Origin of the sequence: Streptomyces sp. cg40, assembly GCF_050320165.1 — a bacterium.
Lineage (GTDB): Bacteria > Actinomycetota > Actinomycetes > Streptomycetales > Streptomycetaceae > Streptomyces > Streptomyces hokutonensis.
Genome location: NZ_CP190128.1, coordinates 379,339 through 393,442 on the forward strand (window position 1 = coordinate 379,339; position 14,104 = coordinate 393,442).

Annotated in this window: 18 protein-coding genes; 9 read left to right on the plus strand and 9 right to left on the minus strand. The window is 71.3% G+C overall.

Annotated elements, in window-relative coordinates; all coding sequences use genetic code 11:
* Positions 1 to 139 precede the first annotated feature (139 nt).
* The 3 genes from ACQHII_RS01550 (at position 140) to ACQHII_RS01560 (ending at position 2,399) form a co-directional block, all read left to right on the plus strand.
* Positions 140 to 784: a molybdopterin-dependent oxidoreductase gene (locus tag ACQHII_RS01550; RefSeq protein ID WP_427917443.1), complete on the plus strand. Its 645-nt coding sequence runs from the start codon at positions 140 to 142 to the stop codon at positions 782 to 784.
* Positions 785 to 870: 86 nt separating this feature from the next.
* Positions 871 to 1,848, plus strand: coding sequence for an alpha/beta fold hydrolase (locus ACQHII_RS01555; RefSeq protein WP_427925202.1), 978 nt, complete (start codon positions 871 to 873; stop codon positions 1,846 to 1,848).
* 2 nt (positions 1,849 to 1,850) lie between these two features.
* On the plus strand, positions 1,851 to 2,399 hold the full coding sequence (locus ACQHII_RS01560; RefSeq protein WP_427917444.1) for a YciI family protein: 549 nt from the start codon (positions 1,851 to 1,853) through the stop codon (positions 2,397 to 2,399).
* Between the two features lie 25 nt (positions 2,400 to 2,424).
* Here ACQHII_RS01560 and ACQHII_RS01565 read toward each other — a convergent pair whose 3' ends face one another.
* Positions 2,425 to 2,856: a hypothetical protein gene (locus ACQHII_RS01565; RefSeq protein WP_427917445.1), complete on the minus strand. Its 432-nt coding sequence runs from the start codon at positions 2,854 to 2,856 to the stop codon at positions 2,425 to 2,427.
* A 195-nt stretch (positions 2,857 to 3,051) separates the two neighbouring features.
* Here ACQHII_RS01565 and ACQHII_RS01570 point away from each other — a divergent pair, with 195 nt between their 5' ends.
* Together ACQHII_RS01570 and ACQHII_RS01575 are read left to right on the plus strand one after the other, a co-directional pair.
* On the plus strand, positions 3,052 to 3,423 hold the full coding sequence (locus tag ACQHII_RS01570) for an NUDIX domain-containing protein (RefSeq protein WP_427917446.1): 372 nt from the start codon (positions 3,052 to 3,054) through the stop codon (positions 3,421 to 3,423).
* A gap of 103 nt (positions 3,424 to 3,526) precedes the next feature.
* A complete protein-coding gene (locus tag ACQHII_RS01575) occupies positions 3,527 to 3,661 on the plus strand; it encodes a hypothetical protein (protein WP_427917447.1) in 135 nt (44 codons plus the stop codon).
* Between the two features lie 15 nt (positions 3,662 to 3,676).
* On the opposite strand, the gene ACQHII_RS01580 is transcribed toward ACQHII_RS01575, so the two are convergent.
* A complete protein-coding gene (locus tag ACQHII_RS01580; RefSeq protein WP_427917448.1) occupies positions 3,677 to 4,108 on the minus strand; it encodes a MarR family winged helix-turn-helix transcriptional regulator in 432 nt (143 codons plus the stop codon).
* A 198-nt stretch (positions 4,109 to 4,306) separates the two neighbouring features.
* Here ACQHII_RS01580 and ACQHII_RS01585 point away from each other — a divergent pair, with 198 nt between their 5' ends.
* Positions 4,307 to 5,713 (plus strand): DHA2 family efflux MFS transporter permease subunit, encoded by a 1,407-nt coding sequence (locus ACQHII_RS01585; protein WP_427925203.1) that lies wholly within the window; start codon positions 4,307 to 4,309, stop codon positions 5,711 to 5,713.
* 13 nt (positions 5,714 to 5,726) lie between these two features.
* On the opposite strand, the gene ACQHII_RS01590 is transcribed toward ACQHII_RS01585, so the two are convergent.
* Positions 5,727 to 6,032: a hypothetical protein gene (locus tag ACQHII_RS01590; RefSeq protein WP_427917449.1), complete on the minus strand. Its 306-nt coding sequence runs from the start codon at positions 6,030 to 6,032 to the stop codon at positions 5,727 to 5,729.
* Between ACQHII_RS01590 and ACQHII_RS01595 the strand changes: the two genes are divergently transcribed.
* The gene (locus ACQHII_RS01595) at positions 6,031 to 6,507 is read left to right on the plus strand and encodes a response regulator transcription factor (protein WP_427917450.1); all 477 of its coding nucleotides are present in this window, start codon (positions 6,031 to 6,033) and stop codon (positions 6,505 to 6,507) included. The two genes, ACQHII_RS01590 and ACQHII_RS01595, sit on opposite strands and share 2 nt — an antisense overlap.
* An 8-nt stretch (positions 6,508 to 6,515) precedes the next feature.
* Here the strand turns inward: ACQHII_RS01595 and ACQHII_RS01600 are convergent, their stop codons facing one another.
* From ACQHII_RS01600 to ACQHII_RS01610, 3 genes are all read right to left on the minus strand, one after another.
* Positions 6,516 to 7,982, minus strand: coding sequence for an FAD-binding protein (locus tag ACQHII_RS01600; RefSeq protein ID WP_427917451.1), 1,467 nt, complete (start codon positions 7,980 to 7,982; stop codon positions 6,516 to 6,518).
* 132 nt (positions 7,983 to 8,114) lie between these two features.
* On the minus strand, positions 8,115 to 8,309 hold the full coding sequence (locus ACQHII_RS01605) for a hypothetical protein (protein ID WP_427917452.1): 195 nt from the start codon (positions 8,307 to 8,309) through the stop codon (positions 8,115 to 8,117).
* A gap of 55 nt (positions 8,310 to 8,364) precedes the next feature.
* Positions 8,365 to 9,264 carry a PfkB family carbohydrate kinase gene (locus ACQHII_RS01610; protein ID WP_427917453.1) on the minus strand — a complete coding sequence of 300 codons (900 nt, stop codon included), beginning with the start codon at positions 9,262 to 9,264 and terminating at the stop codon, positions 8,365 to 8,367.
* Positions 9,265 to 9,336: 72 nt separating this feature from the next.
* On the opposite strand from ACQHII_RS01610, the gene ACQHII_RS01615 reads away from it, so the two are divergent.
* Both ACQHII_RS01615 and ACQHII_RS01620 read left to right on the plus strand, forming a co-directional pair.
* The gene (locus ACQHII_RS01615) at positions 9,337 to 9,777 is read left to right on the plus strand and encodes a MarR family winged helix-turn-helix transcriptional regulator (RefSeq protein ID WP_427917454.1); all 441 of its coding nucleotides are present in this window, start codon (positions 9,337 to 9,339) and stop codon (positions 9,775 to 9,777) included.
* Complete coding sequence (locus tag ACQHII_RS01620) at positions 9,774 to 11,621, plus strand: MFS transporter (RefSeq protein ID WP_427917455.1); 1,848 nt, start codon at positions 9,774 to 9,776, stop codon at positions 11,619 to 11,621. Before ACQHII_RS01615 ends, ACQHII_RS01620 begins: the two co-directional genes overlap by 4 nt.
* Positions 11,622 to 11,644: 23 nt before the next feature.
* Here the strand turns inward: ACQHII_RS01620 and ACQHII_RS01625 are convergent, their stop codons facing one another.
* The 3 genes from ACQHII_RS01625 to ACQHII_RS01635 form a co-directional block, all read right to left on the minus strand.
* On the minus strand, positions 11,645 to 12,145 hold the full coding sequence (locus ACQHII_RS01625; RefSeq protein ID WP_427917456.1) for a GNAT family N-acetyltransferase: 501 nt from the start codon (positions 12,143 to 12,145) through the stop codon (positions 11,645 to 11,647).
* Positions 12,146 to 12,188: 43 nt separating this feature from the next.
* Positions 12,189 to 13,112: a DUF5829 family protein gene (locus ACQHII_RS01630; protein WP_427925204.1), complete on the minus strand. Its 924-nt coding sequence runs from the start codon at positions 13,110 to 13,112 to the stop codon at positions 12,189 to 12,191.
* 373 nt (positions 13,113 to 13,485) lie between these two features.
* Positions 13,486 to 14,091 (minus strand): TetR/AcrR family transcriptional regulator, encoded by a 606-nt coding sequence (locus ACQHII_RS01635; RefSeq protein ID WP_427917457.1) that lies wholly within the window; start codon positions 14,089 to 14,091, stop codon positions 13,486 to 13,488.
* Between the last annotated feature and the right edge of the window lie 13 nt (positions 14,092 to 14,104).

Below are 14,104 nucleotides of genomic sequence, written 5' to 3' on the forward strand. Positions count from 1 at the left end.
ATCCCCGGCCCGTACCGCGTGGAGCGGCGCCGCGTGCAGGCGCACCCGGACCCGGCCTCGGTCGCACCGGCCGGGAGCGCCTACGCTGCTCGGGAGAGGTAGCCGTAACCAGGTCACCGGTGAGGAAGGGACGTCCCGCGTGGCAAGCGACCGACAGGGCACGGCCGAGACCGCCGCCGACGCGGACCGCCGTATCCCGCCCGGCCAGCGCCATGTGCACGGCTGGCCGGTCTCGCACTACGGGCCCGTCCCATGCTTCCGCCCCGACCGCTGGAACCTGCGGGTCCACGGCGCCACCGCCGACGGCGCCGAGCGCAGCTGGACCTTCGACGAACTGGCGCCCCTGCCGCATGTCACGGTCGTCGCCGACCTGCACTGCGCGTCCGGCCCGACCTCCACCGACCACGAGTGGTACGGCATCCCGGCCACCGCGCTCCTGGAGCTGGTCCCGCCCGCGCCGGAGGTCACGCACGTCATGGCCTGGGCGGAGTACGGCTATTCCGCCAACCTCCGCCTGGCCGACTTCACGGCAGCGCAGACCCTGCTGGCCACCCATCACGACGGCGAGCCCCTCACCGCCGAACACGGCTTCCCGCTGCGCCTGGTCGTGCCGCACCTGTACGGCTACAAGAGCCCCAAGTGGCTGCGCGCCGTCGAGTACCTCACCGAGGACCGGCGCGGTTTCTGGGAGGAACGCGGCTACCACAACATCGCCGACCCCTGGAAGGAGCAGCGCTACTCCTACCAGGAGCAAGACGAGGACGGTGCGGAGCGCGGCGCCTGAGTGGCCGAGATCGTCCTCCGGCCCAGGGCCCGTACTGCCCGGCGATGTTGACGGCACGTAGGCTCGCCCCCATGGTTGCGCAGCGCATGGTCGACGTGAACGGGATACGGCTGGAGCTCGCCGAGCAGGGCGAAGGCCCGCTGGTGGTGCTCCTGCACGGCTTCCCCGAATCGTGGCACTCCTGGCACCGCCAGATCGGCCCGCTGGCCGACGCGGGCTTCCGGGTGATCGCCCCCAACCAACGGGGCTACGGCCGCAGCGACCACCCCGAGGCCGTCGACGCGTACACGATCTTCCAGCTGGTCGGCGATGTCGTCGGTCTGATCCAGGAGTCGGGCGAGCGGCAGGCGTACGTGGTCGGGCACGACTGGGGTGCGGTGGTCGCCTGGCACACCGCGCTGCTGCGGCCGGACCTGGTGCTCGGGGTGGCCGGTCTGAGCGTCCCGCCGCCCTTCCGGGGTCCCTACCCGCCGCTGGCCGTGACGCAGCAGCGGTTCGGGGGCCGGTTCTACTGGAACTACTTCGACCGTCCCGGGGTCGCCGACGCCGAGTTCGGCGCGGACACCCGGACCACACTCCGCAAGTTCCTCTATTCCGCCTCCGCCGCCGCCTCCCCCTCCGGCGAGATCATGCAGCCGCTGGTCCCGTCCGGGCAGGGCTGGCTCGCGTCCATGGAGGATCCCGAGGTGCTGCCGGACTGGCTCACCGAGGAGGACCTGGACGCGCTCACCGAGAGCTTCGCCGGGGGCTTCACCGGCCCGCTGAACTGGTACCGCAACCTCGACCGCAACTGGGCGCTGACCGCGCCCTGGCAGAACGCCGTCGTCACCCCGCCCGCCTTGTACGTGTACGGCGACCGCGACCTCGTTCCCGCGTTCCCCGGTGCCGCCGAACTCATCGCCCAGCTGCCCGACTTCATGCCCAACCTGGTGCGCAAGCCCGTCGAACTGGCCGACTGCGGGCACTGGACCCAGCAGGAACGTCCGGACGAGGTGAACGCGGCGCTCGTCGACTTCCTGAAGACCTGCGATCAGACCGCCGCCGGGAAACAGGGGGTTCTCTGATCATGGAGTTCCTCTGCCACCATCGCGACCGGTCCGGCTCTCTCGCACTGCGCGCCGAACTGACGGAGCGGCACTGGTCCTACATGGACGGGTACGCGCAGGAGATGATCGCCCGGGGTCCGACCCTCTCGGACGACGGCGCCCCCACGGGCAGCGTGCACATCCTCGACCTGCCCTCTCCGGCCGCAGCCCGCGCGTTCGCCTTCGACGAGCCGAACTACCAGGCCGGTGTCTACCGGGACGTGCTGCTCCGCCGCTGGCGGAACACGCTGGGGCGCACCATGTGGGACTTCCCCGGCGGCCGGACCGGCGGCGACCGCTACCTGGTGATCGGCCTCGGCACCGGCCCGGCGGCGGACCTCACGGTGCCGTCCGACCGGGACGAACTGATCGCGTACGGACCGCTGTTGTCCGACGACGGCACGCTCTGGCTGGGCACGGCGGCGCTGCTCCGGGCACCGGACCCGAAGGCGGCGCGCGCCGTGCTGTCCCAGGAGCGGTACGCGGACATCGAGGTGCACAACTGGCAGTTCGGCGGACGGCCGTCCTGAACCGCCACCCTCGTCGTCGCTTACGTCACTGCCCCGTGCCGGTCTGGTCGGGCCGTGGCGGCGCCGGGGAGTGGAAGGTGGTGCCCGGGAAGTCGCGGCCCTGGAGGACCGGGGAGTAGTAACTCCCGCCGCTGATCACGTTGTTGACCGAGCCGTCGCCGGTACGGACGAGCTTGGCCTGCTCGTGCCAGACGGCGAGGGCGGCGGCGAAGTCGGGGTCGAGGGCGGCACGTACGGCCAGGGCCGTGCTGAGCGCGTGGGCCCGGGTTCCGTCGCCCGGAGACTGTTGCAGGCGCACGAGTTCCTCCTCGCCCGGACCCGGCCCGCCCGAGCCGTCGTCGCCGCGGTGGAACGGGCGCCGTACGAGAGTCGTGAGGCCCGCCCACACCTGTCGTCCCACCTCGCCGCCCGCACCGCCGGCCAGCGAGGCGAGCAGTCCTACCGACACCGGGTCCATCCGGCCCCCTCCTTGACAGGACGTCACCACTCCCGTGCCAGTGGAGAACGCCCGGCGAGGTGTCCCGGTTCCCGCCGGTCCAGAAGTCGCGCCGGACGCGGGCGTATCGCGTGAACCGGCGCGTCCCGGGTAGGAAACGGGGTCGGACGCGGCCGACCGGTCGCTCCTTGTGCGTACGAAGGGAACGGTGCGGAGATGGCGTTGGAGCAGACCGCCGAAGAGCTGGTGGACGCGGTCGTCGTGAACGACGGGCGGCTGCTGCTGGTGAATGTGCAGGGCGGTTGGGGCCTGCCGTCCGGTGCCCCCGAGGAGGCCGAGACGGCGCAGGCCGCCGCCGCGCGCGTGGTCTACGAACTCACGGGCTATCTCGTGGACGGGTCGAGCCTCCTGGAGCCTGAGCCTGCGGACGGACCACCCGCCGTCGTATGTCATCTGCTGAGCCAGGATCCGTCCGGGGAGGCCCGGCTCACCGCCGGGCAGCTCCGCTGGGCGCCCTTCGCCGAAGCCATCGAGGGTGGGCTGCCCGCGCCGGTACGCACCTACTTGGAGGGGCACACGCCCGTGTAGGAGGCGCGGCGGCCAAGCAGCCGGCGTCAGCCTGCAGGAGCGGCTCCTCGCGGGATTCAAGGAGTCCACGGCGCGCAGCGGGCGGCCGAGGCGGACGCGTTGCGTGACCTCGAACGCCGGGAGCAGGGGCACGCAGCGTGATCCCCAAGTCGACGACTACGGCTCCCTCCGCCTCAAGGCTGCGGCGCTGCTGCCGACCCTGACGAAGCTGCCCTGCCGCGACTGGACCACCGACTGACCTCCAGGACCGGCCTCAGGACGTCGCCTTCCGGATGCGTGCGAGCAGGGCCCGCAGCTGTGCGCGGTCCTCCGAGTCCAGTTCGGCCGTCGCCTCCGCGAGCGCGAGGCCGTCGACCTCCTCGGCCTCGCGATGGCACTCCCGTCCCTTGTCGGTCAGGCGGAGAAGGAACGCGCGCCGGTCCTGCGGATGCCGTACGCGCTCCACCAGCCCGTCGCGCTCCAGACTGTCGACGATGCTGGTCGTGGTGCGGGCCGCGACGCCGGTCATCTCGCTCAAGTCCCGCATGCGCAGCGGCTGTTGGGCATGGGCGAGCATCCGCAGGGCGCGCAGCCGGGCGACCGAGGCGCCGTTGGCACGCAGCCGGATCTCCACGAACTGCCGCAGCTGGTGAGTCGTCTCGTAGAGCTCGTCGACCAGGATGTCGCTGCTGCCGTGCACTGCCATGACGTTCCCCGTTCCCCGTTTTCGCGGTGGGAACCGATTCTACGTTCCTCGACCGCAACCTATGAGCAACCACATAGTGAGTATGCTCAGCATGTGCTGCTGTTCCGACGCCGTCCCGTCCCCTCCGTTTCCCCCGTCCCCCTCGCCTCCCGAATACGCCTCCGTCCGCGCCCGGGCCAACGCCTGGTCGTGCCCGTCATGTGTGTCTGCGTGACGTTCATCGCGATCGTCGACGGAGCGATCACGACCGTTGCGCTCCCCTCCATCGCCCGCACGTTCCACCTGACCACGGCCGCCCTGGACGGTGTGGTCGTCGTCTACCCGGTCTGTCTGGCCATGGCCATCCCCGCCTCCGCCTGGCTGGTCGAGCGCTTCGGCGCCAAGCGCGTGCTGCTCACCGCGCTCGGCGCATTCCTCGGCTCGTCGCTGCTGTGCGGCGCGGCGGCGGACCTCCCTCAACTCGTCGCCTTCCGCGCGGTGCAGGGCCTCTCCGCCGGTCTGCTCTTCCCTGCCGCGTCCTCGCTGCTCTACAGCACCTTCAACTCCTGGGAGCAGGTGCGGATTTCGCGGTACATGATCGTCCCGCAGCAGATGGCCCCGGCCGTCGCACCGATCCTCGGCGGCCTGCTGGTGGACCATCTGTCCTGGCGCTGGGTGTTCTACGTCAACCTGCCGCTGGGCGTGCCCGCCGTGGTGTTCGGGGCGGTCTTCCTGGCCGAGCACCGGGGTCACCGGCCGGGCCGTTTCGACCTCACCGGGCTGCTGCTGAGCGCGGCGGCCCTGGGTTCCGTGATGTTCGGGGTCTGCGAGGGCCCCAACCGCGGCTGGTCCTCCCCCGCCGTCGTCACCGCTCTCACGCTCGGCGCGGTCCTGCTCACCGCGGCCGTCCTCTTCGAACTCCGCACCGCCGAACCGCTGTTGAGGCTGCGGCTCTTCGCGGACCGGCTCTTCCGGGACACCAACCTGATCAATCTGGTGGGCCTGGTGCCGATCCTCGGCGCCATGTACCTCGGCCCGCTCTTCCTCCAGCAGGGGCAGGGCCGTTCGGCGCTGGAGTCCGGCACCAGCACGTTCCCCGAGGCCTTCGGTGTCCTGCTGACCGTCCAGATCGCCGGGGTCCTGTACTCCAGGGTCGGCCCCCGGATCATCATCGGCGGCGGCCTGGCCATGGTGAGCGGCGTCCTGCTGCTCTTCGCCACCTGCGGCCAGGACACCGGCCTGTGGACGTTCCGCACGTACATGTTCCTGCTCGGCGTCGGCATGGGCGGCGTCTTCATGCCGACCACGGTGGCCTCGCTCGCGACCGTCTCCCGCAAGGACCTGGCCCAGGCCTCGACACTCAACACCGTCGTACGGCAGACCGGGGGCGCCTTCGCCCCGGCGGCGGTGACCACGGCCCTGGTCCTGAACACGCCCACGGCAGCCGCGGCGGATCCGCCCATCACCGCCTACCAGCACGCCTATCTCGCCCTGGCCGCCCTCGCCGCGGCGACCTCCCTCTTCGCCTTCACCCTCCCCGACGGCCCGGCCCGCGCCGCCGCCCGCAGAACCACGGCTTCGGGCGGGACGGCTTCACCTCAGCGCCGACACGAGGAGGCACACTGACCACCCCACGCCCTCAAGGGCTCACCGGCGAAACCGACCAGGATTCGCGGGAGTTGAGCCCGGCGGTCGTACACCCGGCCAACTGCCTGTAGCCCTGGGAGACGGCCGTCGCCTGCTCCCCGGACACCGGGCCGCCGACCTCCTCCGCGAGCGCGATGATCCTCTCCGGGCCCAATTCGCGTTTGGCCAGGACCAGTTGGTTCAGGGGTTCGCGGCGCAGGTCCTCGTGGCGGGCCAACGCCCGTACCGGATCGTCGTGGTGGGCGAGGGACCAGGCCAGGACCCGGGCGTTGACGATCGACTGGGAGCCGCCGTTCATGCCCATGGGATACATGGGGTGGGCGGCGTCTCCGACCAGCGGCCTGTTCGAGGAGGTCCTCGCGGTACCCGGCACCGACCGCTGGCCCTTCGAACCGGCCCGGGTCCGCCTCGCCTACGGCGAACGCCTCCACCGGGTGAAGTCCACGACGGAGGCGCGCACCCAACTGGCCGACGCGATCGAGACGTTCGAACGGCTCGGCGCCCGCCCCCGGGCGGCCCGGGCGGGCAGCGAGCTGCGGGCGACCGGCCTGTCCGTAGGATCCTCCGGTGTCACCGGCCCGTCGTCACTGACACCGCAACAACGGGAGATCGCCCTCCTCGCGGCGGCCGGCCTCACCAACAAACAGATCGCCGAACGCCTCTTCCTCTCCCCGCGCACCGTCGCCGCCCACCTGCGCCAGCTGTTCCCGAAGCTGGGAGTGGCCTCGCGCGCAGCACTGCGCGACGCGCCGGCGGACCTGCCGCCGGAGTAGAGCGGCGATCAGAAGACGCCCTGCCCGGGCACCAGAATCCCCTTCGGGTCGTACGTCTTCCTGGCCGCGGCGAACCGGGCCCACACCGGGCCGAAGTGCCGTCTCCAGTCGGCGTGTTGGAAGGGGATCGAGCCGACCGGGTACTGCGTACCGCCGACCGCGGCAACCGTGTCGTAGGCGGACCGGTTGGCGCGCAGCAGTCGCTGCACCGTGGCCGTGTCCTCGGGCGGTGTGGTGCGCAGAACGGCGAAGAGGTACGGCGCCGGGTCGTCGGGCATCCTCAGCAGCGGAGTGTGGAGGCGGTCGCGCAGCAGCGGGTAGAGGAGTACGACGCCCGGTCCCAGGTCGGCCGGGGTGAGCGCGTCGAGGAGGGTGGCGGCGAGGTCGGCGGTGCTGCGGCCGGGCAGCAGGAGGTTGAGCCAGGGGTGGGCGTAGGCCCAGAGGCCCGCTTGCTTCAGGGCGGCGACGGAGGGGGCCAGCCGGTCGAGGAAGTCGTAGTAGCCGAGGTCGGTGATCTGGACACCGGACGCGGTGTGGCGCAGCCCGCGCAGGAGCGTGGCGTCGTCCGGGGTGTCCCCCACGGGCGGCCCGTAGGCGACGGCCTCGATGGTGAACTGGTCGAAGGCTCCGGCGGTGTCCGCGCTCACCTGGCCCTCGACGTAGGCGAACCGTCCCTCGGTGGCGAGGAGACGCTGGTCGTCGAGGAAGGTCCGCAGGTCGGCGTAGGGCAGGAGGTAGTGCCGTACGGTCTCCGGGGCGCGGACCAGGCGCAGGGTGGCGGCGACGATCACGGCGCACTGTCCGAGTCCGGCGAGCACGGCGTGGAACAGGTCGGGGTGCCGGGTGGGGGAACAACGGAGCAACTCCCCCGCGCCGGTGACGACTTCGAGTTCCAGGACGTTGTCGACCTGCGCGCCGTGCCGGTGGGTCTGGCCGCCCAGGCCGCCGACGGACAGGGTGCCGCCGACGGAGAGTTCGAGGTAGTCGGTGAAGACGGGCGGGGTCAGGCCGTGGGCGAGGGTGGCCTTGGCGACGTCGCTCCACTTCGCGCCCGCCCCGACCGTGACGCGTGAACTGCCCATCTGTACGGGCCCGATGGAGGCGAGCGGCCCGGTCTCGATGATGAGCCCGCCCTCGACCTGCGCCTGCCCGTTCGTGCCGTGCCCCTGTCCGCGCGGCGCCACACGCAGACCGTGCTGATTGCAGAACCGCACCATCGCGACGACGTCCCGCACGGAGCCGGGCCGCAGGACCGCGGCCGGTGTGCGGTGCACGATGTGCCCGAAGTCGTCGGCGTCGGCGGCGAGCGAGGCGTCGTCGGTGAGCAGCGTCCCGTCCAGGCGCGGGACGCCGCTGAGCGGTCCGCCGGAGTCGGTCACCGCCCAGCTCCGGGTGAAGGGGTCGAAGCCGATGACCGCGGCCGAGGCGACGGCCAGGCCGCGCAGAGCGGTGCGTCGGGTCGGGGTGCGAGGCATGTGGTCCTCCTGAGACCGTCCGGGTGAAACGATCAACGACGGCTCAGTCTAGGCATGTTGGGGTTCGGAACAGGGTTCCGTCGCGGCGCGTTCCCCGACCGGTTCGGCACGTGCCGCGGCGGCCCGTCCCTGCTAGTCGTCGCCCTGGCTCCTCCGATTCAGGCCCCGCCGGCGCTTCCTGTCGGAACTGCGCAGCAGTTCGCCGACGGTGAGGGTCACGGTCGCCACGACGCGCGCCCAACGGGGCCCACCGCGCTCGGCCCACACCACACAGACGCACCCGCCGATGACGAGCACGAGGACGCCGAGCAGCAGCACAATGATCATGTTTCCCACCCCTGGTTCGTACGGCCGGGTGACCCGTCCGTTCCTGGTGATCTTCTCAGGTTCGGGCGTGCCCGCCCAGGTCCCCCCGTCCCATCCACTCGCGCGTACCGAACGAGCCGCTTGCCCTCGAGGCCACGGCGGCCGCCGCGCGCAGCGCCTCGGCGAAGCCCCCCGAGGTCAGGCGGTCCTGGGGCGCGAGGTGATGGGCGAGGGCCCCGTGCAGAACATCGCCCGCGCCCAACGTGTCCGCGACGTGCACCTCGGGCACCTCGATCGCGCCCCCGCTCTCAGGGCCCGCCCACAGGATGGGGGCCGCTCCTCCACTGACCGCCGACCAGGCGACCCCGTGCCCCCGAAGGAAACGCAGTGTGTCCGTGCCAGGTGGATGGAAGTCGGCAGAGCAGACGGCCACGTCGATGAAGTGGAGCAGGTCCTCGGTGCCGGGCTTCCAACTGCCGCCGTCGAAAAGGGTCTTGCGGCCAAGGGCACGTGCGGCCCGGGCCACGGCCACGGCCAGTTCCATGTGGTGGCCGTCGAACTCGACGATGTCGCAGGCCGCGATCAGCGTGTCGAGGTCGTCGGGTGGAGTGAGCCGGTGGCGTGTCGCGTTGGTGGAGGCCACGGCGCGTTCGCCGGTGGACGCGGTCACCAGGACGGACGAGACGGCGGGCGGCTGCCTCGATGCGGCGGCCAGGTCGGTGACCGTCACGCCCAGTGCGTGCAGGTCCGCGGTCGCGCCGACTCCCAACGGGTGGTGGCCGATCGCCGTCAGCAGCGTGGCCGTGCCGCCGAGGTGGGCGAATGTCACCGCCGCGTTCGCCGCCGGGCCGCCCGCGGCGACCACCTGGTCGCGGGCGGTGAGTTTCTCGTTGGCGCCCGGCGTATGGTCCACGAGCTGGATGACATCCAGGGTGCAGAGGCCGACGAACAGCCCTGCGGGACACTCTTTCACCATCGGTGACCTCCTCGCGCCATTTACTAACAATTGGTTGAGCAGTCCAGGCTGATAAATCTAGTGTTAGTAACCATGAAGGTGGACAGTCCGAACGACACTGCCCGGCTCGCGTCCGATCTACGACTCGCGGTCGGACGGGTGACCCGCCGCCTGCGTCAGGCGCACGCCGTCGGGGACGTGTCGCTCTCCGGAGTCTCCGTGCTGGCCCGGCTCGCGCGTGACGGGTCGGAGTCGCCGACGTCCCTCGCCGAGCTGGAGCGGGTACGCCCGCAGGCGATGGCGAGCACGCTCGCACTGCTCGAACAGCGCGGGCTCGTCCGCCGCAGCCCCGATACCGCGGACCGGCGACGGAGCATCCTGGCGATCACGGACGAGGGTCGCGCCATGCTGGCCGAGCGCCGCTCGGAGTCGGTGCAGCGCCTCGCCGTCGTCCTCGACGGGTTCACCGACGCGGAGCGCGCGGCACTGGCGTCCGCCCTCCCCCTCCTCGACCGACTTGCGGAGCGACTGTGAGTGCCGGCGCGCACATACCCGGCGGCGGACAAGGCACCGGACCGCGACAAGGGCGGCCGTCCCTGCTGAGTGCCGTGCGCTCGGGGCGTCGTAAGGACACTCCCCCGGGGCCGAACTACAAGTGGGTCGCGCTGTCGAACACCACGCTCGGGGTGCTGATCGCCACGATGGACGCCTCCATCGTGATCATCTCGCTGCCCGCGATCTTCCGGGGCATCGGCCTCGACCCGCTCGCGCCGGGCAACATCGGCTACCTGCTCTGGATGATCCTGGGCTATCTGCTGGTGTCGGCGGTGCTCGTCGTCGTGCTCGGCCGGCTCGGTGACATGTTCGGCCGGGTGAAGATCTACAACATCGGCTTCCTGATCTTCGCGTGTGCGTCCGTCGCGCTGTCCCTGGACCCGTTCCGGGCGGGGGCGGGGGCGATGTGGCTGATCCTCTGGCGGATCGTGCAGGCCTTCGGCGGTTCGATGCTCACCGCCAACTCGGCCGCCATCCTCACCGACGCGTTCCCCGCCCGGCAGCGCGGCATGGCCCTCGGCGTCAACCAGATCACCGCCCTCGCCGGCCAGTTCCTCGGCCTGCTCGCCGGCGGGCTGCTGGCCGTCGTCGACTGGCGCGCGGTGTTCTGGGTGAGCGTGCCGATCAGCATCACCGGCACGATCTGGTCGTACCTGAGCCTGCGCGAGACCTCGGCGGGCCGCCCCGGCCGCATCGACTGGCTCGGCAACCTCACCTTCGCGGCGGGCGCCGGAATCCTCCTCGCGGGCATCACCTACGGCATCCAGCCCTACGGCGGCAGCGCCACCGGCTGGGGGAACCCGTGGGTGCTCAGCGGCCTGATCGGCGGCCTCGTACTGCTGCTGGTCTTCTGCTACATCGAGACGCACATCGCCGAACCGATGTTCAATCTCGCCCTGTTCAAGGTGCGCGCCTTCGCGGCGGGCAACCTGGCCGCGCTGCTGACGGCGATCGCGCGCGGCGGACTGCAGTTCATGCTGATCATCTGGCTCCAGGGCATCTGGCTGCCGTTGCACGGCTACGACTACGAGGACACCCCGCTGTGGGCCGGCATCTTCATGCTGCCGCTCACGATCGGCTTCCTCATCGCCGGGCCCGTGTCCGGATATCTGTCGGACCGGTTCGGCGCCCGGATGTTCTCGACGGTCGGACTGGTCGTCGTAGCCCTGTCCTTCGTCGGTCTGCTGGCGCTGCCCATCGACTTCGACTACGGGATGTTCGCGGCGCTGCTGCTGCTCAACGGGCTGGGGCAGGGCATGTTCTCCGCGCCGAACACGTCCTCCATCATGGGCAGCGTGCCGAGCGAGTACCGAGGTGTCGCCTCGGGCATGCGCTCCACCTTCCAGAACTCGGGCACCGCCCTGTCCATCGGCGTGTTCTTCTCCCTGATGGTCTCCGGGCTCGCCTCCTCGCTGCCGGGGACGCTGAGCAAGGGGCTCCAGGCGCACGGCGTACCGGCCGGCGCCGCCGACCAGGCCGCGTCACTGCCACCGGTGAGCACGCTGTTCGCCACGTTCCTCGGCAACAACCCCATCCAGCACCTGCTCGCGTCGAACGGCGTCCTCGACCAGCTCTCGGCGGCCCAGCGTGCCGTCCTGACCGGCCACTCCTTCTTCCCCCGCCTGGTCTCCGGACCGTTCCACCACGGCCTGACCATCGTCTTCGGCGTGGCGGCGGGCATGGCCCTGGTCTCCGCGATCGCCTCGGCCCTGCGTGGCGGCCACAAGTCCGAGCCCGGTCCCGAACCGGCACCGGCCGATCTGCCGCCCGCCCCCGCCGAGACACCCGAGACCACACAGACGGGGCCGAACGGGCCGTCATAGAAAGCGAGTTGTGGGACTCCCACTCACACGGCGCGCTGCATGCACACCAGTTGATCGCGGTCGTCCCAGGATTCCGTGACAGTGAACCCGAACCGTTCGTACAGCGCGATGGCGCCGGTCCGCCATTTCCACACCGACAGCCGCACGGTGCCCGCGTCGCTCTCCGCGGCGTGCGCGAGCGCGGCACGGAGCAGGGCCGACGCGATGCCCCGGCCCCGGAATGCCGGGTCCGTCCAGAGCCTCTTGATCTCCGACCGTCCGTCGACGGGGGCCGTCACCACCAGACAGCCCACCGGGGTGCTCTCGCTCAGCGCCAGCAGCACCACGTCGTCGGCGAACGCGGTCCGCGGGTCCGAGATCTCCGCGCGGTAGCGGTCCGGCAGACCGTCCGCATCGGCTACGGCACGGCCCTTCTCGGCCTCCGTGCGCAGGTGGTAGGCCGTCAGCAGCGCGGCCGTGCCGTCCTCGGCACAGAGATCTCCGGCCGGCCGACGCACGACGGAGATCTGGTCCTGAGCAGTCATGACGTCAGCATCACACGGCACGGGCCGGACTCCGTCCGGGCCCCTACGGAGTGCCGTTGTGGGCGAACGTCCACACGGCCCGGCTGCCCGGGCCCACGGTCAGGGTCGAATTGCCGATCCGCTCCGCGTGCCGGTCCTTCACGGGCCTGTTGAGTGCGAAGTCGACCTGCTGCATGCCCGCGTTCTCGCGCGGTACGACGTCGAGGCGGATCGTGGTGCCGCCGCCCTTCGCGACGACGCCACCGCCCTCCACGGTCCGGACGGTGAATCCGCCGGCCCGCAGCAGTGGCACGGTGTCGGCGAGGTCGCCCTCAGTGACCGCGATGCGCACGGAGGTGACGTCACGCATCAGATGGGTGCGGTAGTCGTCGGAGAGGTAGCGTTCCCGGCCCACGTCGCCGGGGTAGCTCGGCGGTTCGGTGTTGCCGCGGGGGTCGGCGAAGTACTCCGGCCGGTACTCCATGGCCCACGCGCCGAAGGCGTCGTACTCGGTGGTGGTGAGGATGGCGTCGAACCACGGCACGGGGACACCGTCACCGAAGTCCCGGGTCTGGAGGAACTCGATCGGGTCGGCGACCCCTTCGTCCTTCAGCCGCGCGGTCACCGTCGCCAGGTCGCCCGCCCGCTCGGTCGACAGGCCCAGCCCGGCGGAGCCGAGCGTGCCGTCCTGGCCGGCGACGTCACCGACTCCGAACAGTTCCAAGTAGGTTTCGCGGCCCATCAGGTAGCGGCCGGTCCAGGTCTGTCCGCCGGTGCCGGTCGTGGTGCGGACCTGGAAGTTGGCGAACTCCCGCAGGTAGTCGGAGTGTTCGATGGCGTCGGCGGTCTCCCGGTCGAAGACGCCGTAGGAGTGGTTGTAGAACAGGAGCTGCCGGTCATGCGAGGACGACCGGCCGTCTTCGGCCTGTGCCGTTCCCACACCACCTCCGATCGCTCCGGCCAGGGCCATGGCGAGCACGATGATCAACCGAAATGTCCGACGCATCAGCATGCGCGCGATCGTAGGACGGCGAGGGGACGGCTGCCGTGCTGTGTGAACGAGGTCGAAATACTTGACACACGGGCTGCACGGCAGCTTCCTCCCTCGGAGATCAACTCCCCCTCGGGGCGTGGCAGATGTACACCCTCGGCGCCCCTCCCTCATCGGGCACGGGATCCCCGGCCGTGGCGCGTACACCCTCCCGTACGGTGGCGCCGGTACGCGGATCCACGACGCGGTAGGGAAGCGGGACGTTCACCGCGTGCGTCACTGAATCGCAACAGTGACGGTGCCATACGTCCGAAGTGTCGGACAGGACGGCCTATTACTGGTGGTACGCACGATGCCCCCGGGCCTCCGCTCAGCCGTCCTCGCGCACCGCCGCGTCGAGGAGAGGGCCGAGTTCCCGGGCCGCCGTCGTCAGGGCACGGACGTCCCGCTCGGCCCGTGCGACGAGGATCGCGCCCTCCAGGGCACTGATCATGAGGGTGGCCAGCCCGCCGGCCCGCTCCTGCGGCACACCCATCCCGGTGAGGGCGCCGGCGACCGAACCGCTCCAGTCGGCGAAGGCGGCGGAAGCGGCCTCGCGCGTGGCCGCGCTGGTCTCCGCGCAGTCCACCGTGGCGGCGGCCACCGGACAGCCGCCCGCGAAGCCGACGGCCGCGTACTCGTCGGTCCACTGGCGGACCATCTCGGCGAACAGCCCGCTCGGCGTCGGCTCGGACAACGCGGCCAGGAATCGGTCGACGCGCTTGCCCGCGTACCGGCCGGCCCAGCCGACGGCCTCGTTGACCAACTGCTCCTTGCCGCCGGGGAAGTAGTGCTGGAGCGAGCCGCGCGGCGCGTGCGCGTGGACGGCGACCTCGCGCATCCCGGTGGCGGCGACCCCGTCGCGCCGGACGAGCTGCGCCGCACTGAAGACCATCCGCTCGCGCGCCCCGTACCGGGACGCCCCTGCCGCCGCCATCCCCGACCTCCGT